26 protein-coding genes are annotated in these 24,341 nt (G+C 34.2%); 20 read left to right on the plus strand and 6 right to left on the minus strand.

Features of this window, described 5'->3' with window-relative positions:
- Position 1 precedes the first annotated feature (1 nt).
- From J0383_RS02285 to J0383_RS02300, 4 genes are read left to right on the plus strand one after another with little or no spacing between them, the layout of a single operon-like run.
- Positions 2 to 859: a ThuA domain-containing protein gene (locus tag J0383_RS02285; protein ID WP_239023225.1), complete on the plus strand. Its 858-nt coding sequence runs from the start codon at positions 2 to 4 to the stop codon at positions 857 to 859.
- A gap of 19 nt (positions 860 to 878) precedes the next feature.
- A complete protein-coding gene (locus J0383_RS02290; RefSeq protein ID WP_207296835.1) occupies positions 879 to 1,727 on the plus strand; it encodes a sulfurtransferase in 849 nt (282 codons plus the stop codon).
- A gap of 17 nt (positions 1,728 to 1,744) precedes the next feature.
- Entirely contained in the window at positions 1,745 to 2,983 is a 1,239-nt protein-coding gene (locus tag J0383_RS02295; protein ID WP_207296836.1) for an ATP-binding cassette domain-containing protein, read from the plus strand.
- On the plus strand, positions 2,984 to 3,595 hold the full coding sequence (locus J0383_RS02300; protein WP_207296837.1) for a family 16 glycoside hydrolase: 612 nt from the start codon (positions 2,984 to 2,986) through the stop codon (positions 3,593 to 3,595).
- 242 nt (positions 3,596 to 3,837) lie between these two features.
- On the opposite strand, the gene J0383_RS02305 is transcribed toward J0383_RS02300, so the two are convergent.
- Complete coding sequence (locus J0383_RS02305) at positions 3,838 to 4,878, minus strand: RluA family pseudouridine synthase (protein WP_207296838.1); 1,041 nt, start codon at positions 4,876 to 4,878, stop codon at positions 3,838 to 3,840.
- Complete coding sequence (locus J0383_RS02310; protein ID WP_207296839.1) at positions 4,868 to 5,488, minus strand: PASTA domain-containing protein; 621 nt, start codon at positions 5,486 to 5,488, stop codon at positions 4,868 to 4,870. The genes J0383_RS02305 and J0383_RS02310 overlap by 11 nt, the downstream gene beginning before the upstream one ends.
- 258 nt (positions 5,489 to 5,746) lie before the next feature.
- On the opposite strand from J0383_RS02310, the gene J0383_RS02315 reads away from it, so the two are divergent.
- The 4 genes from J0383_RS02315 to J0383_RS02330 all read left to right on the plus strand — a co-directional run bounded on the left by J0383_RS02315 (position 5,747) and on the right by J0383_RS02330 (position 8,724).
- Positions 5,747 to 6,718, plus strand: coding sequence for a D-alanine--D-alanine ligase (locus tag J0383_RS02315; protein ID WP_207296840.1), 972 nt, complete (start codon positions 5,747 to 5,749; stop codon positions 6,716 to 6,718).
- Between the two features lie 119 nt (positions 6,719 to 6,837).
- Positions 6,838 to 7,530 carry a DUF421 domain-containing protein gene (locus J0383_RS02320; RefSeq protein ID WP_207296841.1) on the plus strand — a complete coding sequence of 231 codons (693 nt, stop codon included), beginning with the start codon at positions 6,838 to 6,840 and terminating at the stop codon, positions 7,528 to 7,530.
- Between the two features lie 91 nt (positions 7,531 to 7,621).
- Positions 7,622 to 8,080 (plus strand): pantetheine-phosphate adenylyltransferase, encoded by a 459-nt coding sequence (gene coaD / locus J0383_RS02325; RefSeq protein ID WP_207296842.1) that lies wholly within the window; start codon positions 7,622 to 7,624, stop codon positions 8,078 to 8,080.
- A gap of 65 nt (positions 8,081 to 8,145) precedes the next feature.
- Positions 8,146 to 8,724 (plus strand): PhnA domain-containing protein, encoded by a 579-nt coding sequence (locus J0383_RS02330; RefSeq protein ID WP_207296843.1) that lies wholly within the window; start codon positions 8,146 to 8,148, stop codon positions 8,722 to 8,724.
- A 197-nt stretch (positions 8,725 to 8,921) separates the two neighbouring features.
- Here J0383_RS02330 and J0383_RS02335 read toward each other — a convergent pair whose 3' ends face one another.
- Entirely contained in the window at positions 8,922 to 9,365 is a 444-nt protein-coding gene (locus J0383_RS02335; RefSeq protein WP_207296844.1) for a hypothetical protein, read from the minus strand.
- A 174-nt stretch (positions 9,366 to 9,539) separates the two neighbouring features.
- A complete protein-coding gene (locus J0383_RS02340; RefSeq protein ID WP_207296845.1) occupies positions 9,540 to 10,898 on the minus strand; it encodes a DEAD/DEAH box helicase in 1,359 nt (452 codons plus the stop codon).
- A 266-nt stretch (positions 10,899 to 11,164) separates the two neighbouring features.
- On the opposite strand from J0383_RS02340, the gene J0383_RS02345 reads away from it, so the two are divergent.
- On the plus strand, positions 11,165 to 12,892 hold the full coding sequence (locus J0383_RS02345; protein ID WP_207296846.1) for a M14 family metallopeptidase: 1,728 nt from the start codon (positions 11,165 to 11,167) through the stop codon (positions 12,890 to 12,892).
- Positions 12,893 to 13,276: 384 nt separating this feature from the next.
- Positions 13,277 to 14,395, plus strand: coding sequence for a DUF4236 domain-containing protein (locus J0383_RS23870; protein ID WP_207296847.1), 1,119 nt, complete (start codon positions 13,277 to 13,279; stop codon positions 14,393 to 14,395).
- Positions 14,396 to 14,745: 350 nt separating this feature from the next.
- On the opposite strand, the gene J0383_RS02355 is transcribed toward J0383_RS23870, so the two are convergent.
- On the minus strand, positions 14,746 to 15,375 hold the full coding sequence (locus J0383_RS02355; protein WP_207296848.1) for an NUDIX hydrolase: 630 nt from the start codon (positions 15,373 to 15,375) through the stop codon (positions 14,746 to 14,748).
- Positions 15,376 to 15,382: 7 nt separating this feature from the next.
- Between J0383_RS02355 and pyrE the strand changes: the two genes are divergently transcribed.
- Together pyrE and J0383_RS02365 are read left to right on the plus strand one after the other, a co-directional pair.
- Entirely contained in the window at positions 15,383 to 16,027 is a 645-nt protein-coding gene (pyrE, locus tag J0383_RS02360; RefSeq protein ID WP_207296849.1) for an orotate phosphoribosyltransferase, read from the plus strand.
- A gap of 218 nt (positions 16,028 to 16,245) precedes the next feature.
- Positions 16,246 to 16,638, plus strand: a complete 393-nt coding sequence (locus J0383_RS02365) for an orotate phosphoribosyltransferase (protein WP_095930842.1) — start codon at positions 16,246 to 16,248, stop codon at positions 16,636 to 16,638.
- Between the two features lie 115 nt (positions 16,639 to 16,753).
- Here J0383_RS02365 and J0383_RS02370 read toward each other — a convergent pair whose 3' ends face one another.
- Positions 16,754 to 17,482 (minus strand): biotin--[acetyl-CoA-carboxylase] ligase, encoded by a 729-nt coding sequence (locus J0383_RS02370; RefSeq protein ID WP_207296850.1) that lies wholly within the window; start codon positions 17,480 to 17,482, stop codon positions 16,754 to 16,756.
- 95 nt (positions 17,483 to 17,577) lie between these two features.
- Between J0383_RS02370 and rsfS the strand changes: the two genes are divergently transcribed.
- From rsfS to J0383_RS02410, 8 genes are all read left to right on the plus strand, one after another.
- A complete protein-coding gene (rsfS, locus tag J0383_RS02375) occupies positions 17,578 to 17,949 on the plus strand; it encodes a ribosome silencing factor (protein WP_012024667.1) in 372 nt (123 codons plus the stop codon).
- Positions 17,950 to 17,966: 17 nt separating this feature from the next.
- Entirely contained in the window at positions 17,967 to 19,892 is a 1,926-nt protein-coding gene (ftsH, locus tag J0383_RS02380) for an ATP-dependent zinc metalloprotease FtsH (RefSeq protein WP_207296851.1), read from the plus strand.
- Positions 19,893 to 20,007: 115 nt separating this feature from the next.
- Positions 20,008 to 20,616, plus strand: a complete 609-nt coding sequence (locus tag J0383_RS02385) for a lactate utilization protein B/C (RefSeq protein WP_207296852.1) — start codon at positions 20,008 to 20,010, stop codon at positions 20,614 to 20,616.
- Position 20,617: 1 nt separating this feature from the next.
- Complete coding sequence (locus J0383_RS02390; RefSeq protein WP_207296853.1) at positions 20,618 to 21,508, plus strand: phosphatidate cytidylyltransferase; 891 nt, start codon at positions 20,618 to 20,620, stop codon at positions 21,506 to 21,508.
- Positions 21,498 to 22,151 (plus strand): phosphatidylserine decarboxylase family protein, encoded by a 654-nt coding sequence (locus J0383_RS02395; RefSeq protein ID WP_207296854.1) that lies wholly within the window; start codon positions 21,498 to 21,500, stop codon positions 22,149 to 22,151. The genes J0383_RS02390 and J0383_RS02395 overlap by 11 nt, the downstream gene beginning before the upstream one ends.
- Entirely contained in the window at positions 22,152 to 22,421 is a 270-nt protein-coding gene (locus tag J0383_RS02400) for an acyl-CoA-binding protein (RefSeq protein WP_207296855.1), read from the plus strand.
- A gap of 6 nt (positions 22,422 to 22,427) precedes the next feature.
- Positions 22,428 to 23,210, plus strand: coding sequence for a superoxide dismutase (locus J0383_RS02405; protein ID WP_207296856.1), 783 nt, complete (start codon positions 22,428 to 22,430; stop codon positions 23,208 to 23,210).
- 71 nt (positions 23,211 to 23,281) lie between these two features.
- Positions 23,282 to 24,340 carry a glycoside hydrolase family 130 protein gene (locus J0383_RS02410; RefSeq protein WP_207296857.1) on the plus strand — a complete coding sequence of 353 codons (1,059 nt, stop codon included), beginning with the start codon at positions 23,282 to 23,284 and terminating at the stop codon, positions 24,338 to 24,340.
- Position 24,341 lies beyond the last annotated feature (1 nt).

Here is a 24,341-nt window from a genome sequence, read left to right on the forward strand (position 1 = left end):
TATGTCGTATCAAAATTTACAACTGCATTCGGCAGCTAAAAAGAGTATCCTTTTAATACTCTTTTTAGTTTTTTTTTCAGGATTTTCTCAGGATAAAAAAGAAAAACCAAAATTTAAAGTAATTGCTTTTTACACCGCAAAGAACGATCAGGCACATATTAGTTTTGTGCATGAAGCAAATAAATGGTTTCCAAAAGAAGCCGAAAAAAATCACTTTGTTTACGATTCTACAGATAATTGGAACAATCTCAACGCTAAATTCCTTGCCAATTATCAAGTAGTTTTATTTCTAGATACAAGACCTGAAACGCAGGAACAACGTGAAGCTTTTCAAAAATATGTGGAAAATGGCGGTGGTTTTATTGGGTTTCATTTCTCGGCTTTTGCCTTAAATAATTCTTCGTATCCACAAAACTGGGATTGGTATCACAATACTTTTTTAGGTTCAGGCGAATATGGAAGCAATACTTGGAGGCCGACTTCTGCTGTTTTACGAGTTGAAAACCAGCATCCTGTAACTAAAAAGCTTCCTAAAACTTTTACTTCTGCTCCAAATGAGTGGTACCGCTGGTCGAATGATTTAACCAAAAATCCTGATATAAAAATTCTTTTGGCAATCGACGAAAGCAGTTTCCCTTTAGGAACAGGACCAAAACAACATGAAATCTGGCATAGCGGTTATTATCCGGTAGTTTGGACCAATAAAAATTACAAAATGTTGTATGTAAACATGGGACATAATGATATCGATTATGAAGGCGGCACTAACAAAACCCTATCGTACACTTTCGAAAACAAAACACAAAGTCAGTTACTATTAAACACCTTGCTTTGGATGGGAAACTCAAAGAAAAAATAAATCAAAAAAAAAAAAAAAAATGGCTACAATTTCTCCACTAATCACTGCGCAAGAATCACTTGAATTAGACGCTTCAAAAATCATTTTAGTCGATGCCCGAGCGGGTGCAAATACTTTTGAAAACTATCAAAAAGAACATTTAAAAGGCGCTCGTTTCGTCGATTTAAACCGTGATCTAGCCCATATTCAAGAAAATCCTGCTAATGGCGGAAGACATCCTTTGCCTTCACCCGAAGAATTTTCAAAAACACTTTCTGCGTTAGGAATTTCACCTTCAGATCATGTTATCGTTTACGATGATAAAAACGGTTCTAATTTCGCCGCACGATTCTGGTGGATGATGCGCGCAATTGGACATGAAAAAATTCAGGTTTTAAATGGCGGTTATCAAGCGGCAATTCAAGCAGGTTTTCCAACAAATTCTGGAAATGAGACTTTTGAAACAACAACATACCCTTCTCAAGAATGGAAATTACTTCTAGCCGATATTGAAGAAGTTGAAAAAGCTCGAAAAAACGATCAGAATATCGTAATTGATGTTCGCGATAAAAACAGATATGACGGTCTAACAGAACCTTTGGATTTAATTGCAGGACATATTCCTGGGGCGGTCAATGTTCCGTTAACTGAAAATTTAGACGAAAACGGATTGTTTAAATCAGCTGATGAATTGGCTGCAAAATACAAAGCCATTCTTGGAGATAAAAAACCAGAAAACACAATAGTTCATTGCGGTTCAGGAGTTACAGCCTGCCATACTTTATTAGCCATGGATTATGCAGGACTTCCAATTCCGAAATTATATGCTGGTTCTTGGAGTGAATGGTCTAGAAACGACCGCGAAATGGCGTTAAAAGAGAATCAATAATATTTTAAAATAATACAATGCAACACTGGGATATACTTTTGTCAAATCAAGTAAATAAAAAAGCTTTTATAGACGCTTTACTTGCAGGCGAAGCAAAAGGAGATTTAGCCGTTTTTAATAACCAAAAAGGAATTCTTTTCTCTGACATTGCGATCGAGAAATTCATCGAAAAAGAGTTTCAATACGATAGCGTTGAAGCTTCAACTTCAAATAGACAATTGCGAACTTTTTCATCGGGTGAACGAAAAAAAGAATTCTTAAAATACTGCATCAATCAAAAACCAGATTTTATCATTTTCGACAATCCGTTTGATCATTTAGACCAAGCTTCACGAGTAGTTCTTGCAGAATCATTAAAAGATCTTAGTAATGAAATCGCCATTATCCAAATTGTCAATCGTGTAGTCGATGTGCTCGCATTTGTTCCAAACAAAGCACAAATAAAAGACAATACGTTTGAACTGCATGCGCTTTCTCAAACCAATACACATTTTAAAACCTTAAATACAGCTGTAATCCCAAAAGCTGCAGAACCGCATACCTTCCACGAAAGTGTATTAATTAAACTCGACAATGTTTCGGTTAGTTATGAAGAAAGAAAAATTCTGGATAAAATTTCGTGGACTATTAAACAAGGGGAATTCTGGCAATTAATTGGCCCAAACGGATCTGGAAAAAGCACAATCTTATCACTAATTACAGGTGATAATCCAAAAGGATTTGGACAGGATTTGTATTTATTTGGACGAAAAAAAGGAACGGGAGAAAGTGTTTGGGATATCAAAAAACAAATCGGAATCTTCACCACTTCCATGACTGATTTATTCCAAAAAGGCCACACGTTAGAACAAATGATCTTATCGGGATTCTTTGACCAGATCGGACTTTATACTGAACCAACAACACATCAAAAAAATATAGTTACACAATGGCTGGAAGTGATCGAAATGACACATTTACGAAAAAAGCGTTTTATTGATCTTTCTATTGGCCAGCAAAGAGTTGCTTTAATTGTTCGTGCCGTTTTAAAACATCCGCCATTATTGATTCTGGACGAACCTGTAGAAGGTTTAGACGATGAAAATGTTGATTTGGTAATTCAGCTTATTAACACTATAAAACAAGAAACAAACGTTACCATTTTATATGTTTCCCACCGAATTGAAGAAGGCCTTGCTCCTACTTCGGTTTTTGAACTTCTACCATCAGAAACAGGATCAATTGGAAAAATAAAATATCACTCGGAATTAAATTAAATGAAAACAAAATTTGCCTTATTTCTTATTCTTCAATTAGCAATGATTTCGTGTTCTAGTACGATTTCAACAACAAAAAAAGAATATACTTTAAACTACTCTAAGGAACTAAAATCAGATTGGACAATCAATTCTAAAGAATGGATTCTAAAAAATGATACCCTTACCGGAAACGGTTCCCTTTCGCCTTGGGGTGTTTTAGTTTCCAAAAAACAGCTTCCAGAGAATTATGAAATAGATTTGAGCGTCAACATGACCAAAGAATCTTTATTTGAAATCATGCTCAATCTGGATAAAGAAAAATACATTAGAACCTATTTATATCAAATTGATCAAAACATAGTAATTGGCGACGGCGTATATGATAAAAAAGACGATTCGTATGGCAAACGAGGGGGAAAAACCTTGTTTAAAAAACCAATGGAATTGGAAAACAACAAATGGTATGCGGTAAAAATTAAAGTCCTCAATAATCAATTGTACTTTTCTGTAAACGACAAAACAACTTTAGAATATTCTCTTGAAAAAAGCAATCTAAACCAAAAAGGAAAATTAGGATTCATAACCAACGGAGAAGTCAAAATAACCAATTTAAGAATCAAATCTATTTAAATTAGTTAATTTGAGAATGTGTCAATTAGAAAATTATAACACAAAGTATATCTGTAGAGGCGCACTGCAGTGCGTCTCCGCAACGCATATCCACGATACGTTAGACGCACTTCAGTGCGCCTCTACGGAATATTGGAACGAATAAAATTATGGTAAAACAAAAAAGCTCCAAAAAGGAGCTTTTTCTATTTTATAAAGGAAGGAAAATTATCTAATTTCCTAATTGCCAAATTATCTAATTACTACTCTTCGTCAACATTATGCGACTTAGAATAATTACGCCATTTCTCAATACATTCTTTAAAATCGTCTGGCAGTTCGGTATCAAAACGCATTAATTCTCCCGTATTCGGATGAACAAATCCAAGCGTTTTAGCATGCAGCGCCTGACGTGGCAATGCTTTGAAACAATTTTCAATAAACTGTTTGTATTTCGTAAAAGTCGTTCCTTTCAAAATCAAATGACCACCGTAACGTTCATCATTAAATAACGGATGTCCGATGTGTTTCATGTGCGCGCGAATCTGGTGCGTTCTTCCCGTTTCCAGTTTGCAAGAAATCAAAGTCACATAACCAAAACGTTCCAAAACTTTATAATGAGTAATCGCAGGTTTACCAATTTCAGGATCATCAAAAACCGCCATTTGCATGCGATCTTTTAAATGTCTTGCCAGATTTCCTTCAATGGTACCGCTTTCGGCAGCGACATTTCCCCAAACCAAAGCAATATATTCGCGTTCAGTTGTTTTAGCTTCAAACTGTTTTGCCAAATGCGTCATAGCTGCTTCAGTTTTCGCTACAACCAAAAGTCCTGATGTATCTTTATCAATTCGGTGTACCAATCCCGGACGTTCACTGCTGTTCATTGGAAGATTTTCAAAATGAAATGCCAAAGCGTTCACCAAAGTTCCGGTATAATTACCATGTCCTGGGTGCACAACCAATCCTGGCGGTTTATTGATCAGCAAAAGTGCATCATCTTCATAAACAATATCCAGCGGAATATCTTCAGGATCTACCCTGTTTTCAAATGGAGGATGCGATAGCATAACCGTTATCACATCAAAAGGTTTAACCTTGTAATTTGATTTTACTGGAACATCATTCACAAAAATATTCCCATTCGTTGCCGCATTTTGAATTTTATTTCGTGTGGCATTCGGAATCAAATACATCAAATATTTGTCAATACGCAAAAACGCTTGACCTTTTGGGACTTCAAATCTGTAATGCTCGAATAATTCGTCTTCCAGATCTAAATTTTCTTCAATATTATTGTTCATCATTTGGGGTTTCTACAGGCGCCGCAGTACTATCTGCTGCCTGACTTTCATCTACATAACTCGCTTTTCCATCACCTAAAACCAAATCAATTTTAGACGCTTTCAAAACACGATCTCCTACTTTTAAGTTTCTTCCTTTCAAACGCATTTCCAAAACCATATCTTTTCCAAGATTTGGAATATAAGTAATCGTTCCCGGCTCAAGACCTAAAGCCTTTAAAGTTGGAACAGCTTCACGATATGTTTTTTCAATTAAATCAGGAATCTTAACAGATGAAAATCCCGATGAATTAATTTTAATATATATTTTTCTTCCCACTTTTACTTTTGTTCCAGGCAGAGGATCCTGCTCTACAACACTGTATTTCGGAAATTCACTTCTATAATCCACACTATCCAACAGCACATAATCTAAATCCAGCTCGTCTAGTTTTTCTTCAACTTGCTCTTCTGTCAGTCTTGCTAAATTCGGAACCGCAATTTCGTGTCCGTGATCCGTTGTAAATGTCAACCAATGCATAAACAAATACCCTAAAATCGCAATAATAGCAGCTGCAGCCAATACTTGTAAAAAAAACACTCGGCTGGTTAAATACTTACGTAAACTCATAAATTTATTTTTAGTTGAACGCAAAGATAAAGTATTTCATTTCAAAAAAAATGATAATTTTGTTTAAAACAAGAAAGCCTCTATTCATCATCCTGAGCCTAGTCGAAGGAAGGAGCATTTTCCCGCTTTCGCCTATATCTTTTTGCTCTCATAAAAGATGAGATCAAAAAGGATACCGGCTCTATCGGGGCTAGGCATTCGTTTTCAAAAGAAAATTTCGATTCAAAAAATAACGATTAAACAATTAAACAAAAGTCAATGAAAAACATTGCCATCATAATGGGCGGATATTCAAGCGAATACAAGATCTCCCTTATCAGCGGAAACGTTGTATACCAATATCTTGACAAAACAAAATACAACGGATTCCGTATTCATATTTTCAAAGAAAAATGGGTTTATGTAGACGCCAACGATACCGAATTCCCAATCGACCGAAATGATTTCTCAGTTACAGTAAACGGAGAAAAAATTACTTTCGACTGTGTTTTCAACGCCATTCACGGAACTCCGGGAGAAGATGGATTAATGCAGGCTTATTTTGAATTATTGGGAATTCCGCAGTCTTCTTGTGACTACTATCAATCGGCATTGACATTCAACAAAAGAGATTTATTGTCGGTTTTAAAACCTTACGGAATCAAAACTGCCATTTCATATTACCTAAACAAAGGCGATGTTATCAATACTCAAGAAATCATTAAAAAAGTAGGGCTTCCTTGTTTTGTTAAACCAAACAAAGCCGGTTCTAGTTTCGGAATTTCAAAAGTAAAAACCGAAGCCGAATTACCAATCGCAATTGAAGTTGCTTACAAAGAAGACAACGAAATCATCATCGAAAGTTTCCTTGACGGAACGGAGGTTTCTGTTGGTGTAATAAACTACAAAGGCGAAATCATCGTTTTACCAATTACAGAAATCGTATCCGACAATGATTTCTTCGATTACGAAGCGAAATATGAAGGAAAATCACAAGAAATCACTCCTGCCAGAATCTCTGATGAGCTGACACAAAAAGTAGGAGAAACAGCCAAACGTGCTTACGAAGTTTTAAAAATGAAAGGTTTCTCAAGAAGCGAATTTATTATCGTAGACAATGAACCTTATATGCTCGAAATGAACACGATTCCGGGACTTACAACAGAAAGTTTGATTCCGCAGCAAGCAAAAGCAGCTGGAATTTCTCTAGAAGATTTGTTTACAAATGCAATTGAGCTGGCTTTAAAATAAGATATTAAGACACTAAGGTGCTAAGATTTTAAGTTTTAGCACCTTTATTTTTGATGGTCAGGCTGAGCAAAGTCCAAGCCTATGAACCTTAGAATCTCAAAATTAGAACCTCCAAAAAAATGAAAGAAATCTTTGAATGGAATAGACTGTTTTACAACAACCTTCCAGAATCATTTATCCTTGAAGTTATTTTCCGTTCAACGGTAATGTTCACTATTTTACTTCTAACCCTAAAATTAGCTGGAAAACGAGGTGTAAAACAATTATCGATTTTCGAAACCGTAATTATTATAGCATTAGGTTCAGCCGCTGGCGACCCAATGTTTTATGAAGATGTTGGAATCATTCCCGCAGCGATAGTTTTTTCTACAATAATCATTTTATACCGCTCCGTAACTTGGCTGACAGGAAAAAGCAAAAAATTTGAAGAATTTATAGAAGGCAAAACCGAATGTCTAATAAATGATGGTAAGTTCTCTATATCAACTTTCAAAAAAGAAAGTCTGGCACAAGACGAATTCTTTGCTGAATTGAGAATCAAATCAATCGAACATTTAGGTCAAGTCAAACATGCTTTTATTGAAACCAGCGGCGAAATCAGCGTTTTTTATTACGATGATAAAGATGTTGGATATGGATTACCTATTCTGCCTTCGTTATTTTACACAAAAAATAAATTCATTCCTGCTGACGGAATTTATTCTTGTAGTTTCTGTGGACATACGCAAGAGCAAAAAACTGGAACAGCAAATTGTAAAGTTTGTAAAAGAGACGAATGGGTTACGTCTATAAACACCAAGAGAATAACATAAAAATTTCCAAAAAATAAATTCCAAATTCCAAAAATAAGTTCAAATTAATCCTTTGAATCTTTGCCACTAAAAACCTCTGAACCTTAAAAAAATGAGAAAAGCAATATTTCCGGGCTCATTTGACCCCATTACACTTGGACACGAAGATATTATCAAAAGAGGAATTCCTTTGTTTGATGAAATCATAATTGCAATTGGTGTCAATGCCGAAAAAAAATACATGTTTTCTCTCGAAGAAAGAAAACGCTTTATTGAAGAAACCTTCAAAGACGAGCCTAAAGTTTCGGTTATTACGTATGAAGGATTAACAATTGATCTGGCCAAAAAACTAAAAGCCAATTTTATTTTAAGAGGCCTTAGAAACCCTGCCGATTTCGAGTTCGAAAAAGCGATCGCACACACCAACAGAAAACTATCGAAAATAGAAACTGTTTTCTTACTGACAGCTGCAAGTACCTCGTTTATCAGTTCAAGCATTGTACGCGATGTACTGCGTCATGGAGGCGAATATGAAATGCTGGTTCCAGATGCAGTTAGGGTTCAGAAATAAAAATCATAAATTTGCCAGCGAAGCAAATTATAAGTAATTTCGTATTTTTAAAATAAACAATCATAATGAGCATCGAAAGAGAATTAAGCAAACGAAGCGGATCTAAATGTGAGCTTTGCGGAGCTGAAGAAAACCTAAAAGTTTATCAAGTATTACCAACCAGAAAAGGTGGACTTGATGAAAGTATATTAGCCTGTAATACCTGTATTGACCAAATTGAAAATCCAGACAAAGTAGATTTAAATCACTGGAGATGCCTGAATGACAGTATGTGGAATGAGAATATTCCAGTACAAGTGGTCGCTTGGAGAATGTTAAGCCGTATGCGCTCTGCCGGATGGCCTCAAGAATTACTTGACATGATGTATTTAGAAGAGGATGTTCTTGAATGGGCAAAAGCAACTGGCGAAGGCGAAGATGACGAAAACAAACTAGTTCACCGTGATAGTAACGGAGTAGTTTTGCAACACGGAGATTCTGTAGTTTTAATCAAAGATCTTAAAGTAAAAGGATCAAGTATGGTTGCCAAACAAGGAACTGCCGTTAGAAACATCCGATTAGATCACGAAAACGCAGAATACATCGAAGGAAAAGTAGACGGACAGCAAATTGTGATTATTACACAATACGTGAAGAAAATATAGCTTTTTTTGAGTAACAAAGGGACAAAGGTTCAAAGGGACGATTTCTAATTGAAATCAACCTTTGAACCTTTTTTTGCTCTGACCTTTTGAGCCTAAAAACAAAAAAGCCGTTCAATTAAGAACAGCTTTTTTTATAATATTAAGAGAGAAAAAACTTTGTCCCTCTGTCCCTTTGAGACTTAGTCCCTCAAAAAGAATTATTTTTGGAATAATTTGTTGATTTGATCTTTTACGAATGGCTCAGAAACGTTATTTGTTGCTGCGTCTCTTTCTTTACCAGAAACCATAAATTGAACTGTAGCCTTATCTGGAACTACATTTCCTGTGTAGTGTAACCAGATGTAATTGTTAGGTAACTCTAACTTGATATCGTACAACGGAGAAGCTGTAAATCCGCCCATGATAATGTTGTATAAAGAGTTATAAGCATTATCTATGTTCTTGAATGAAAATTTTCTCAAAGTCGAATCATCATCACTTTGAACAATAGTGTAATACACAGTGTATTCGTCACCAATTTTCTGAATGTAATTGTTATTTACTTTTCCTAATTTCTCAACAGGAACTGTTTCAAGAACTTTAACCTGTGCAAATGAAACAACGCTAAAGAACAAAATAGCAAGGGTAATAATCTTTTTCATAATGAATTTGGGGTTACAATTTTACTGCAACAAAAAAACATAGAAATATTGAAAAAACACCTATCAAAGCATTATTTTTTTAACACAAAATTGTAAAACTTGTTCAATATTGCATAATAAATTGATTTACAATATCATACAAAAACAAAAGACTTCTTAAAAGTTCAAAAAAAACTAAAATTTCTTACTTTTTTCTTCTTCTTTTTTAATAACATTTCGGGCTACTTCAATTTTAAACTTTTTACCCTTCATTTTTTCGTCTTTTACGTTCTTCAAAAGATCTTTTACTTTATTGTATTTTACAGCAGCAAACGACACAAAATCTTTTACTTCGATTAACCCCAAATCATCTTTTTCTAATTTTCCTTTTTGCGAAAAGAAACCTACAATATCAAACTTATTCAGTTTTGTTTTCTTTCCTCCGCTGATATAAATAGTTTGAAATTGTGGCGGTTTTGGCAGCGAAACTTTTCCTTCAACATCTAAAACAGCCATTTCATAATCGATATAATCCAATTCTTTTTCACTTTCGTGAATGATTATATAGGCCGTTCCCGTTGCCTGCATACGCGCTGTACGTCCGTTTCTATGCGTGAATTCGTCTTCTTTTAAAGGCAAATGATAATGAATAACATGTTTCATTTCAGGAATATCCAAACCTCTCGCAGCCAAATCGGTTGTGACTAAATACGTAACACTTCCATTTCTAAACTGAATCAAAGCCCTCTCCCGCTCTTCCTGATCCATTCCGCCGTGATAATACACTGAATAAATTCCTTTTTCGTTCAAAGTATCGCTAATACGTTCTGCAGCATCGCGATGATTACAGAAAATAATAGCCGATTCTGATTTTAAAGAACAAATCAAATGGAACAAACTTTGCAGTTTATCTTTTGCTGGCGAAATCACCATTTTCATCGAAAGATTCGTTTTTTCTTCTTCTTCCGGAATAAAATCTAAAACCGTTGGATTGATGACTTTTGTATATTTTGGAATTTCAATATCTGAAGTTGCCGAAACCAAAACCCGTTTATTAACTTTCGGTAATCTTGCAATAATAAAAGACATTTGCTCATGAAAACCCAATTGCAGCGATTTATCAAACTCATCTAAAATCAAAGTTTGGATTTTATCGGTTCTGAAAGTTTCACGGTCAATATGATCGGCAATTCTTCCTGGCGTTCCAATTAAAACTGCCGGCGGATTGCTTAAATTCTTGATTTCTGTTTCAATTGAATGACCACCATAACAAATATTGACTTTATATTGCGTTCCCATTTTTTTCCAAACCTGTTCAATCTGCAGTCCAAGTTCGCGTGACGGAACCAAAATCAAGCACTGAACCGATAATATTTCCGGCTGCAATAATTCTAATATCGGAAGCAGGAAAGCCAATGTTTTACCCGATCCAGTTGGAGAAAGTAATAAAGTATTGTTTTCGTTTAAAATAGCATCGTGTGCCATTTCCTGCATTTCGTTCAGACTCTGAATCCCTAAATTCGAAAGTATATCGTTAGAATGGTGTTTTTTCATGCTGCAAAAGTAACTAAAATTTTGTTTCAAGTTTTTCTTGTTTCAGGTTTCAGGTTATGGTAGTGATTTAACCGCAAAGCACGCAAAGTTTTTTTGTTTTAGATTTAGTTGAGCAAATGCAAAGCACGCAAAGCTTTGCGAACTTTGCGTAACCTTAGCACCTTTGCGGTTAAAAAAATATAGACAAAGTACATCAACTTGAAACCTGAAACTTGAAACTTTTAAACAAATAAAAAACTATATTTGATTCCATAAAAACCCAAACCATGAAACTTTTTACCATTCTCATTTCACTTTTCACAATCTCTATTTCTGCTCAAAACATTAAAAAATACGACACTTTTTTTGAGAAAGGAAACGGAAATCAATCCGCATCTTATCAGGAAACCATTGCCTATTTTAAAATGCTTGCTGCTGATTTTCCGACTATTCAAATGAAAGAAATGGGACTGACAGATTCTGGCGAACCTTTGCACATGATTACTTTTAATCCTGACAAAGAATTTGATTTTGATAAAATTCAAAAAACCAAAGCCGTTTTGTTTGTCAATAACGGAATCCACGCCGGAGAACCTGACGGAATAGATGCAACTATGCAATTCTACAGAGATTTAGCAACCGGAAAAATGAAAGCGCCAAAAAATACGGTTTTGGTTACCATTCCGGTTTATAATATTGGCGGCGCTTTAAATAGAAATTCGACAACTCGCGCCAATCAGGACGGACCGGAAATTTATGGTTTTAGAGGAAATGCCAGAAACTACGATTTGAATCGTGATTTAATGAAATCCGATACTCGAAACACCAAAAGCTTTGTAGAGATTTTCCAAAAAATAAACGCCGATGTTTTTATTGATAATCACGTAAGCAATGGTTCTGATTACCAATACAAGCTGACGTATATCATGACGCAGCACAACAAACTCGGAACGGTTTTGGGCGATTTTATGAATAACGAAATGATGCCGGCTTTGGTGAAAGATCTTCAGAAAAAGAAAATCGAAACGACGCCTTATGTTGATTCGTTTAAAGATACACCTGACAAAGGTTTCGGACAGTTTGTTGATAGTCCGCGATATACAACGGGTTACACTTCATTGTTTAATACGATTGGTTTTGTGGTCGAAACACATATGTTGAAGAAATATGCCGAACGCGTAAAAATGACCTACGAATACATGAAAACAACTATGGATTTTACCGATGCGAATTATCAGAAAATCAAAGAGCTTCGTGTGAAAAATTTAGAGCAATATCAGCCTAAAAAATCGTATACTTTAAAATGGGAAATGGACAGTACGAAAGCAACCAAATTTACCTTTTTGGGTTACGAAGCAGGTTACAAAAAAAGCGAAGCGACAACAGGCGATCGTTTGTATTATGACCGAAGCAAACCGTATAAAAAAGACGTTCCATACATCAAGGAATTCAAATCACAAAAAGAGGTTATTATACCTTCTGCTTATATCATTCCGCGTGGTTATTGGAATATTATTGAGCTGCTGAAAAACAATAACATCTCTTTCAGGCAATTTAAAAACGACACTATTGTTGAGGTTGAAAGCTATAGAATTGCCGATTTTAAAACCGTTCCGTCTGCTTACGAAGGACATTATTTGCACCGAAATACAACCATAACTTCTAAAATGGTAAAAATGAATTTCGCTAAAGGAGATTATTACGTTCCAACGAATCAAAAAGGTGTAAAATATCTTGTAGAAGCTTTTGAACCAGAAGGTGTTGATTCGTTCTTTAACTGGAATTTCTTCGATGCGATTTTACAGCAAAAAGAACATTATTCCCAATATATTTTTGAAGATACTGCAGCTCAGCTTTTAAAAGACAACCCAACTCTAAAATCAGAATTAGAAACCAAAAAACAAAATGACCGCGAATTTGCAAAAAGCGCCGAAGCACAATTAGACTGGATTTACAAACATTCGGTTTACTATGAAAAGGCGCATATGCAGTATCCTGTTTATCGTGTTTTGTAGATTTTTTAACGCTGATTTTTTAACGCAAAGTACGCTAAGATTTTTTGTTTATGATTGTGTTTAGCAAACGCTGAGGTCGCAAAGCTGTATATTTAGAACTTTGTCAAAGTTTGAAACTTTGACAAACTTACCGAAATGATAGCGCAGATTTGCAATCTGTGCCCGCGAAGTAACTCCCTAAACATTATTACGACAAAGTATTATGGTTTAGAAAGTGATTTAGGTGTTATTATATTATTTTGAAATACTAACCTTTTGCATTTGCTCATTCAACTGTACAGGCACAGATTGCAAATTTGCGCTAACGGTTATTATGGATTTCCGTAAATTTCAAATTTCACATGTTATTATTTTTGAATATTCATTAATTTAAAAATAAGAAATATGGCTTGGAGTTTTCGAAAACGCATTAAAGTTATACCTGGAGTTCATTTAAATTTAAGTAAAAGTGGCATAAGTACTTCTATTGGAATTAAAGGTGCCAATATAACTTTTGGAAAATCAGGAAATTACTTAAATACAAATATTCCTGTTTTAGGAATTACTAATCGACATGGATTATCTGATTCAGATAGTAATTTAAAACCCGAAATACATGAGGTTATAGAACTTTCCGATAACATTTTTAGTTCAGACATTCATGAAATCACAAGTCAAAATATGCAAGGAATAAAAGAAGCAATTGTTTTAGCAAATCAACAGAGAAAAGATCTTAAGAATGATTTGTTAAAAATTCAAACTTCATTGAATTCTTCAAAATTAAAACTTGGTTTAAGTTACTTTTTAATTTATGGTTTAGTTAAAAAAAATATTCCTGAAAGTATAAAAACAGATATTGAAGCAAAAAAAGAAGCTTTAAAACAAACAAAAGAACAAGTAGGAAATAGCTTGGTTAAACTTGATATCGAATTTGATCCAGAAATTATGGAACAATACAAAGTTCTTGTAGAAGCATTTAGAAAACTTACAACTTCCCAAAAAATTTGGGATGTTACAAGTGCACATTATCAAGATAGAGTTGCCGCAAGATCATCTGCCAGTACTTTAGTAAAAAAGAGAGATGTTAGATTTGCATTAAAATCACTTCCAGATATAAAATCAGATTTTAATGCACTGTATTTTCAGAATGCAAATGGTGCGGATTTATATTTTTATCCAAGTTTTATAGTTATGTATTCAAACAATACAAATTTTGCATTAATAGGGATTGATGAAATAATTTTTAGTCAAAGCTACGTAAGGTTTACAGAAACTGGTTCTATTCCTAAAGATTCTAAAGTGATTGATCGAACCTGGGCGAAAGTAAATAAAAATGGAACACCTGATAAAAGATTTAAAGGTAATTATCAAATTCCTGTTGTTCGTTATGGAGAAATTAAATTAAGAACAAACACTGGATTAAATGAAGAATACGAATTTAGCAATTATGAATCTACAGAGGAATTTGGCAGAGCTTTCAGAGATTACCAGTCAACAATAAAATCTTTAAAACATCTTAATTAATACTTGTATTCTACCTAGCGCAAGCATCCCGATCGTGAACGCAATCTAAATAAAATACGTAAAAATTGCACGAGCGGACACTCGCGCCAGTGACATAAATTGAAACAAAAAAAGCCTAATAAAAACATTATGTTATTAGGCTTTTCATTATTGTAGAAAGAATAAAAAGAACTTATTTATCCTTCAATAATTTTTCTAAAAATTCCACTTTTTCTTTTTCAGCTTGAACAAAATACACGATTGCGTGAGGGATTGAGCTAAGCTGCCAAAGTCTTTTTTAATTGGTGGCACGACCAAATAATTTAAATTCCAATTTAAACTTGGAAATAGCTTTGTTATTTGGAATTTTTCTATTGGAATTTTTCCATCGATTTTTTATCCGTTGGAATTTTTTCTTCTTCAAACAATAATTTGATGTTTTCGTAAGAGTTTGTAAGTGCTTCTTTGATTTGTTCTGGGTTTAACCAAGCCACTTTTTCAATTCCTTCTTCTAGTTGTCCGTGTGGCGTTCCTTCAAAATCAGACTGCATTTCGAACCAATGCGTGATTTTGAGCTTGTACTTTCCGTTGCGTTTAAAGATATGATAGGTTTTTTGAAGTTTATTCGTAATACGAAGCTTGTTAACCCCTGTCTCCTCCTCTACCTCACGCATAGCGGTTTCTTCAATGTCTTCCCCTTTCTCGATTCCTCCTTTTGGCAGGTCCCATTTTCCGTTTCTAAAGATAAATAAGACCTCGCCTTTCTTGTTATATACAAAACCACCGCCGGCTTTGTTAACCGGAATCTTGGCTTTAAGGGTTTTCATGATCTCACTTTCGTCGGGATGATATAGAATTGCTTTTTGAATTTTATTTTGAAAAATTTTTATAATAAGCTGTTCGATATCAATACTTTCCAACAAGAACAATTGAAAATCTGTTTCCTTTGAGATTTCATTTGTCAAAAAAAGTGGTTTGTCGTTTACAAAAACTTTATACATTTGTACTATGATTTTTAATAAAGATACTGCCGAAAAAACAGCCGAATTGCTTTTGCAAATAAATGCAATTAAATTGAATCCCGAAAATCCTTTTACATGGGCTTCTGGTTGGAAATCTCCTATTTATTGCGATAATAGGTTAATTCTTTCATTTCCGAGCATCAGAAATTATGTTCGTGATGAGTTTGCTAAGAACATCGAAAAACAATTTGGAAAGCCTGATGTCATTGCTGGTGTTGCCACTGGAGCCATTGGAGTTGGTATTTTGGTTGCCGAAAGTTTAGGTCTTCCATTCGTATATGTGCGTCCGGAACCAAAAAAACACGGTAGACAAAATCAAGTGGAAGGTTTTTTACAAAAAGGTCAAAATGTTGTAGTGGTTGAAGATTTAATCAGCACTGGAAAAAGCAGTTTACTTGCTGTAGAAGCTTTACGCAATGAAGGCGCTAACATTAAAGGTATGGCCGCTATCTTCACTTACGGATTTGGTGTTGCCGAAGAAAATTTCAAAGAAGCTAACCTTGATTTATTCACTTTAAGCAACTACGAAAATCTTTTAAGCTTAGCGGTTCAAAAACAATACATCACCGAAGATCAGCAATCGACCCTGCTTGAATGGAGCGAAAGCCCATCGACTTGGGGACAGGAATAATTTTAGATTTTAGATTTTAGATTTTAGATTTTAGATTTTAGATTTTAGATTTTAGATTTTAGATTTTAGATTTTAGATTTTAGATTTTAGATTTTAGATTTTAGATTTTAGATTTTAGATTTTAGATTTTCTAAAAATCGCTTCGCTCTTTTTGGAATTTGGGATTTAAAAAATTGGAATTTATTTTTTAAACAAATAAATAATAAACAAAATATTATATGAACTTAGAAAGTCCAAAAGTTACAGTTCAGAAATCAGCTCAAGATTTATTTGATCAATTGACTGACGTAAAGAATTTCGAAAAATTAATGCCAGATAATATTGCTAAATTTGAAGTGACTGGCGAAGACGCTTTTATTTTTGGATTGAAAGGGATGCCGGAAATCAAATTAAAAATGAAAGATAAAGTTGCTCCAAACAAAATTGTTTTGGGTGCGGCAAGTGATAAACTTCCTTTCACATTAACTTCAAACATTGACACCATTTCTGATTCAGAAAGTGCGGTTCAATTATTCTTTGAAGGAGAATTCAACGCTATGATGGCAATGATGGTTAAAGGTCCAATCAGTAAGTTTATCGAAACTTTAGCAAACAACATGCACAAGTTATAATGGTGAATTGTAAGTTGTGAATTATAAATTAAAAAGTCCAATCTAAGCGATTGGACTTTTTTTGTTTTTCATCTAAAAACCTCTGAACCTCTGCACCTTTGAGCCTTTGCCACTCTCAATAAAGCATTTTAACCTCTTTAATTTCAAATTCCGCTACAGAATCATCTTCAAGTAAAACCTGCAATTTTCCAATTCGAGAAACACCTTGAATGATTCCCATGAAATTTTCGTCATTTTGATTTCTAAAAGGCATTGGAACTCCTTTTTTGAATAAAGAATTAAAATAATCATTTCGAAAACTCTCAGCAGAAGTTTCCCAAAGCTTAATTTTCTCCTGCAGTTTTTCGACAATTAAAACTGCTAGTGTTTCTTTATTAAAGGTTTTTCCCGAAATAACAGCTAGAGAGGAAGCATTTGGCAGTTCGCTGTAATCAGTTTGGTTAACATTCATTCCAATTCCTATAACTGACAAAATCCTGCCATCGCTTTTTATAGTGTTTTCGATTAATATGCCAGCCAATTTCTTATTGTATGACAGAATGTCGTTTGGCCATTTAATACAGATATCAGGAATATTTAACGATTTTAAAACCTCGGTAACTGCTAAAGAGACCACAATACTTAAATCAAAAACCTTTTCATTATCAAACAGAAAATCCTTTACCAAAACACTCATAATTAAGTTTTTACCGGCTTCAGAGCTCCACTTCTCTCCCATTTGTCCTTTGCCTTTTGTCTGATTTTCAGCTGTTACCACAGTAAAATTCTCTGGTTCATCGTGGCTCGACAACGATTTTAGGAAGTCATTTGTCGAATCTATGGCATCGAGTTTGATTAGTCTCATTAAAATAATTTAAATAACTTAATTTAATATTTTGTTAAGGTTCAAAAATAATCACAAAATTTGGTAACTTTACAAATTCACATATAAAATAATTCATGGCGAAAAAGACTATTAATAATGATGTTCTATTGGCGAACATAATCAAAGGGATTGAGGAAGTAAAAGGAAATGACATCGACATTCTTGACTTAAGAGATATAGACACAGCAGTTTGTGACTATTTTGTAATTTGCAACGGAAGCTCAAATACCCAAGTTAACGCCATTGTAAACTCAATTCAAAAAACTGTATCAAAAGACTTAAAAGATAAACCTTGGCACGTAGAAGGAACCGATAACGCGGAGTGGGTTCTAATGGATTATGTGCATATTGTGGTGCATGTTTTCCAAAAACACATTCGTGAATATTACAATATCGAGAGCCTTTGGGGTGATGCCAAAATAACTACAATCGAAAACAAATACTAAAAGAAAAATTTTTCTAAATGGCTAAAGATAATAATCCAAATCCGAGTAAATTTAAAATAAGTCCCTGGTTAATATATACCGCAATACTTTTAGTTTTTTTATTTATAAGTTTTGCTACCGGAGGATCTAACTTAAGCGAACCTGCTCAATTGACTTCTTCTAAATTCAATACACTTTTAGAAAAAGGACAAATTGAAAAAGTGATCGTTTACAATAAAGCTGAAGCTGAGGTGTATTTAAATACTGCAGCACTGAAAGACCCTGCTAATAAAAAAGTTGCTAAAGATATTTTTGAAAGACCAAACAAAGGTCCTCACTATACACTAGAAATTGGTAACGATCAAATTTTCCAAACTAAACTTGAAAAAGCAGTTGGAGAAGGTAAACTAAAAGACTTCAATTTCCTTCAGAAAAATAACTGGAGCGATATTTTAATCAGCTTACTTCCTATTATCATCATCATTGGTGTATGGATTTTCATTATGCGTAAAATGTCTGGCGGAGGCGCTGGCGGAGGCGGACAGATTTTCAACATTGGAAAATCTAAAGCCAAACTTTTTGATGAAAAAACAGATATCAAAACTACATTTAAAGATGTAGCTGGTTTGGAAGGTGCAAAAGAAGAAATTCAGGAAATTGTTGAATTCCTTAAAAATCCAGAAAAATATACCAATCTTGGAGGTAAAATTCCAAAAGGAGCTTTACTTGTAGGACCTCCGGGAACTGGTAAAACATTATTAGCAAAAGCAGTTGCTGGTGAAGCTCAGGTTCCGTTCTTTTCATTATCTGGTTCTGATTTCGTTGAAATGTTCGTAGGAGTTGGTGCATCTCGTGTACGTGACTTATTCAAACAAGCGAAAGAAAAATCTCCAGCCATCATTTTCATTGACGAGATTGATGCTGTAGGTAGAGCAAGAGGAAAAAGCAACATGTCTGGCGGAAACGACGAAAGAGAAAACACCCTGAACCAATTACTAACAGAAATGGATGGTTTTGGAACTAACTCTAACGTAATTGTTTTAGCAGCAACCAACAGAGCTGACGTACTTGACAAAGCTTTAATGCGTGCAGGACGTTTTGACAGACAAATTTTTGTTGACTTACCAGACATTCGAGAAAGAGCTGAAATTTTTAAAGTTCACCTAGCTCCTATTAAAAAAGTCGAAGGTCTTGACCTTGATTTCTTAGCAAAACAAACTCCAGGATTCTCGGGTGCTGATATTGCTAATGTTTGTAACGAAGCCGCTCTTATTGCCGCTCGTAACAACAAAGCTGCAGTTGACAGACAAGATTTCCTTGATGCAGTTGACAGAATCATTGGTGGTCTTGAAAAGAAAAATAAAATCATTACTCCAGAAGAAAAAAGAGCAATTGCAATTCATGAAGCTGGTCATGCTACTGTAAGCTGGATGTTAGAGCACGCTGCGCCGCTTATTAAAGTAACAATTGTTCCTCGCGGACAAAGTTTAGGTGCTGCTTGGTATCTTCCAGAAGAAAGACAAATCGTAAGAACAGATCAAATGTTAGACGAAATGTGTGCTACTATGGGAGGAAGAGCTGCTGAAAAGGTAACTTTTGACAGAATTTCGACTGGAGCACTAAGCGATTTAGAAAAAGTAACGCGTCAAGCTCGTGCGATGGTAACGATTTACGGTTTGAATGATAAAATCGGAAATGTTACGTATTACGATTCAACAGGACAAAGCGAATATAATTTCTCTAAACCATATTCTGATGAAACAGCAAAAATTATTGATGCTGAAATATCAGAACTAATTGAAGGTCAATACCAAAGAGCCATTCAAATTCTTGAAGAAAACAAAGACAAGCTAAATCAGCTTGCCGATATATTGATTGAAAAAGAAGTTATCTTTAAAGATGATTTAGAAGCAATTTTCGGAAAACGTACTTTTGATAAAAATTTAGAGGAAGTCGTTTCGTAAATTATTCAGTAAATAAGTAATATTTTTTAAAATCTTAATTCAAAATACCCTTTTGAATTAAGATTTTTTTATCTTTGAACGTTTTCAATTAACATGTAAAGCATTTCATATAAAAATGAATTTTTTCAAAAAAATATTTGGTTCCGGCGAATCTGCTTCTGACGAAGAACACGAAAGCGAATATTCAGGAACTTCTTCTGCCCCGAATAGTCATTTGTCTTTAGATGAACAATTCATTTTCAATTTCAAGAAAAATGGAGGTAAATTTCTATACTGTGAAAATAAAGATGAAGTTGTAGAACAATTTGAAAACATCTTAGAAGAAAATGACTGGTTCGAAAATGAAGTTTTATGTTATGAATCAGCTCTTTTTCCTTTATTAGAAGAAAACAAATTATTTTACATCGCTCCTTCTCATCCGAAATTTCTTTTAGCAAGCTGCGAAAATTTAATTGCAGATGAAGGCTCTATCTTGTTTTCATCAAGACAGATTAGACAAAACAAACCAAACGATTTACCAGCAAATATTGTTATTCTTGCTACAACAAGTCAAATTCTTCCCATGAAAAGTGATGGACTAAGCGCCATTAAACGTAAATACGAAAGAGATTACCCTACTAATATCACCACAATAAAATATTTCGAAAAAGCAAAAGAAGAAGATTTTACCCAATACGGAAGTGTTGCTAAAAACTTATATTTATTGCTCTTAGAAGATCTTTAAGATGAATGAAACACTGAAGAGAACCATTTCTGGTGCTGTTTATATCGCTTTACTATTAACTTCGATATTGTTTTCTACCGAAAGCTTTATTCTTCTTTTTGGCCTTTTTTTAATCATTACGATTTACGAATTCAGCAACATTGTAAATCTGAATAAAATTTCCTCAATTTTATTTGGTTTAATACTTTATTCATCGGTAATATTAATCAGTCATTACAATTTACAGACTGAGAACTTCCTAAATACAACTTTTAATTCAAACCTGATATTAAATGTAAATATTAAACAACTAGATTTAATACTGCTCGCTGTTACACTTGTCGTATCGATAAAATGTATTATTTTTTTGTTTTATGATTCTGTTCAAAAAATCAGCACTTCATCAAAATATTTGTATTTATTAGGATACATTACGCTTCCTTTTATTTTTACGGTAAAAATTTCATTTGGAACAAACAATTACAATCCGAAAATCATTATTGGTTTGTTTGTATTGATTTGGACAAATGATACTTTTGCTTATTTGGTTGGAAAATCAATGGGAAAACACAAACTTTTTGAGCGTGTATCTCCTAAAAAAACCATTGAAGGTTTTGTGGGTGGAATGGTGTTCGCGGCCTTTGCCGGATATTTAATTTCAAAATTATACATCCAGCCCAAACCTGAATTTAGCAGTAAATCAATTTTAATCTGGATGATTATTGCACTTATCGTAAGCTTTTTTGGAACTATCGGTGATTTAATTGAATCCAAATTCAAACGAATTGCGGGCGTAAAAGATAGTGGTTCAATCATGCCCGGTCATGGAGGTATTTTAGATCGATTAGATAGTGTTATATTTGTAGCACCAATTATATTTTTATTTTATCAAATTTTATATTATGTTTCATAAAGAAGGAGGCCCGTCTATTTTATTAGGTGTAGTTTTTACTGTTATTGTAGTCCTATTAGCTGACCAGTTTATTAATATTTATTGGTTACAAAAACTAGTGCAGATTTTTGCTTTAGCAGTTTTAATTATTATTCTACAATTTTTCAGAAACCCAAAAAGAATTGCGATTCGAAACAGCGATCACGTTCTTGCTCCGGTTGATGGAAAAGTGGTAGTTATTGAAGAAGTTTACGAAGGTGAATACTTCAAAGACAAACGTTTACAGGTTTCTATCTTTATGTCACCAATCAACGTACACGTTACACGTTACGCAATGGACGGAATTATAAAATTCAGTAAATACCATCCAGGAAAGTTTTTGGTAGCTTGGCATCCAAAAGCGAGTGAAGAAAACGAAAGAACGACTGTTGTGATCGAAAATGCTACTTTTGGAGCAATTCTTTACAGACAAATTGCTGGTGCTTTGGCACGTAGAATTGTAAATTATGCTAAAGAAGGAATGCAAGTGGTTCAAGGAACGGATGCAGGTTTTATTAAATTTGGATCTAGAGTAGATTTATTTTTACCTTTAGGTACACCAATTGATGTGGTTCTAGGCCAAAAAGCAATTGGAGGTAAAACTATTATCGCGACCAAAGCTTAAATGACAGAAAAAGATTTAGATACCCGTTTTTCTGAGGCTGTAGAAACTGCTTTAAAAATGACTCAAGCCTCTCTGCCGCAAGATGTGCAGTTAAGACTTTATGCGTTTTACAAACAGGCTACATTTGGAACAGCTGTCTACAATCAGTCTGACAATTTTGATTTAAGAAATGCTTTTAAAACAAATGCTTGGATGCAGATCAGCCATTTATCAGTAGACGAAGCAAAAGAGAATTATATCGAAATTATCAATTCACTAACATCAAAATAAATTATTATGAAGAATAACATGATTCGTTTCGGTATTTTGGCTTCATTCTTTCTATTATTTTCTTGTAATGATAACAATAAATTGACTGAAGTAGTTGAGGTGCCGCTGCCAACGAAAGAAGAAAAAATTACAATTGGATCACCAAACGATGTAAAAGCAGATCCGGGTTCATTTGAACTTACCAAATTACCTTTTGCCTACGATGGTTTAAGTCCTGCAATACGATCCTTAACTTTAGAAACACATTATTCTAAACATTACTTATCGTATACCAATAACTTTAATAAAGAGATTGTTTCGACTGAATACGAAAACATGCCTATTGAGGATATTTTGAAAAAACTAGACCTTAATAACGCTAAACTTCGTCAGAACGCTGGAGGATATTACAATCATACGCTTTATTTTAATGTTTTGGCTCAAAAAGAACAAACTCCAAAAGATACTTTGGCAGGTTCTATTAACAAAGAATTTGGTTCGTTTCATAATCTTACCAATCAGTTTAAAGCGCAGGCTGAAAAACAATTTGGATCAGGCTGGGTTTGGTTAGTAGTAGACCGATACGGAAAATTACAAATCACGACAACTGAAGATCAAGACAATCCGTTAATGAAAAACGCATTGATTCCGGGAACGCCAATTTTAGGTATTGATTTATGGGAACATGCTTATTATCTGGATTATCAAAACAGAAAAGGAAGTTATATCGATGCTTTTTACGAACATATTAATTGGGAAAAAGTAAACGAATATTATATAGAAGCCCTCAAAAAGGTTAAAAAAGTCTAATAAAAAAGCTGGTACGAATTAAGTATCAGCTTTTTTTTATACCTTAAAAGTACTTTTAGAAATTTAAGGATATGAAAGATATTGCAAATCGTTTTACAGAAAACCCTCTGTTATCGCCATCAGATCTGCCGCCAAGCAGAGAAGGATTAGAAATTACCTGTCTGTTAAATCCAGGCGTATTTCAGTTTCAAGATAAAACCTGGCTCGCAGTGAGAGTTGCCGAAAGACCCAAACAAGCAGAAAATATTATCTCCTTCCCTATTTTAACAGAAAACGGAACTATACAAATTATCGAAATTTTAAAAGATCATCCTGAACTTACCGCAACAGACGCACGAGTAATTAATTATCAAGGAATTGATTATTTAACGACTTTATCGCATATTAGGTTATTGTGCAGCGACGATGGACGTCACTTTTACGAACCAGAAGATTATCCGTATTTGGTAGGTGAAGGAATTTTAGAAACTTTCGGAATAGAAGATTGTCGTGTTTCTTTAATCGAAGGAAAATATTATTTGACATTCACATCAGTTTCTGGAAATGGTGTTGGCGTTGGACTTCGTACGACAACTGATTGGAAAAACTTTCAAAAACAAGGGATGATTCTGCCACCGCACAATAAAGACTGCGCCATTTTTGAAGAAAAAATAAACGGCTTATTTTATGCTTTACATCGTCCGAGCAGCGTAGATATTGGCGGGAATTACATTTGGATTGCTTCTTCACCCGATGGCCTTCACTGGGGAAATCATAAATGTATTATAAAGACTCGAAAAAATCATTGGGACAGCAAAAGAGTTGGCGCAGGAGCTGCACCCATTAAAACAGAATTTGGCTGGCTCGAAATTTATCATGGCGCGAATGAATTTCACCAATATTGTTTAGGTGCTTTTTTAATGGATTTAAATGATCCGTTCAGAGTCATTTCAAGAACCGAAACTCCTATTATGTTTCCTAAAACTCATTATGAATTAAGCGGATTTTTCGGAAATGTTGTATTTACAAACGGTCATATATTAGAACCAGACGGCGATACACTCACAGTTTATTATGGTGCTTCGGATGAATTTGTATGCGGTGCTCATTTTTCAATTAGAGAAATCCTATCTCTTCTTCAAAAGATATAAA

Source organism: Flavobacterium endoglycinae, assembly GCF_017352115.1.
GTDB classification, from domain to species: Bacteria; Bacteroidota; Bacteroidia; order Flavobacteriales; family Flavobacteriaceae; genus Flavobacterium; species Flavobacterium endoglycinae.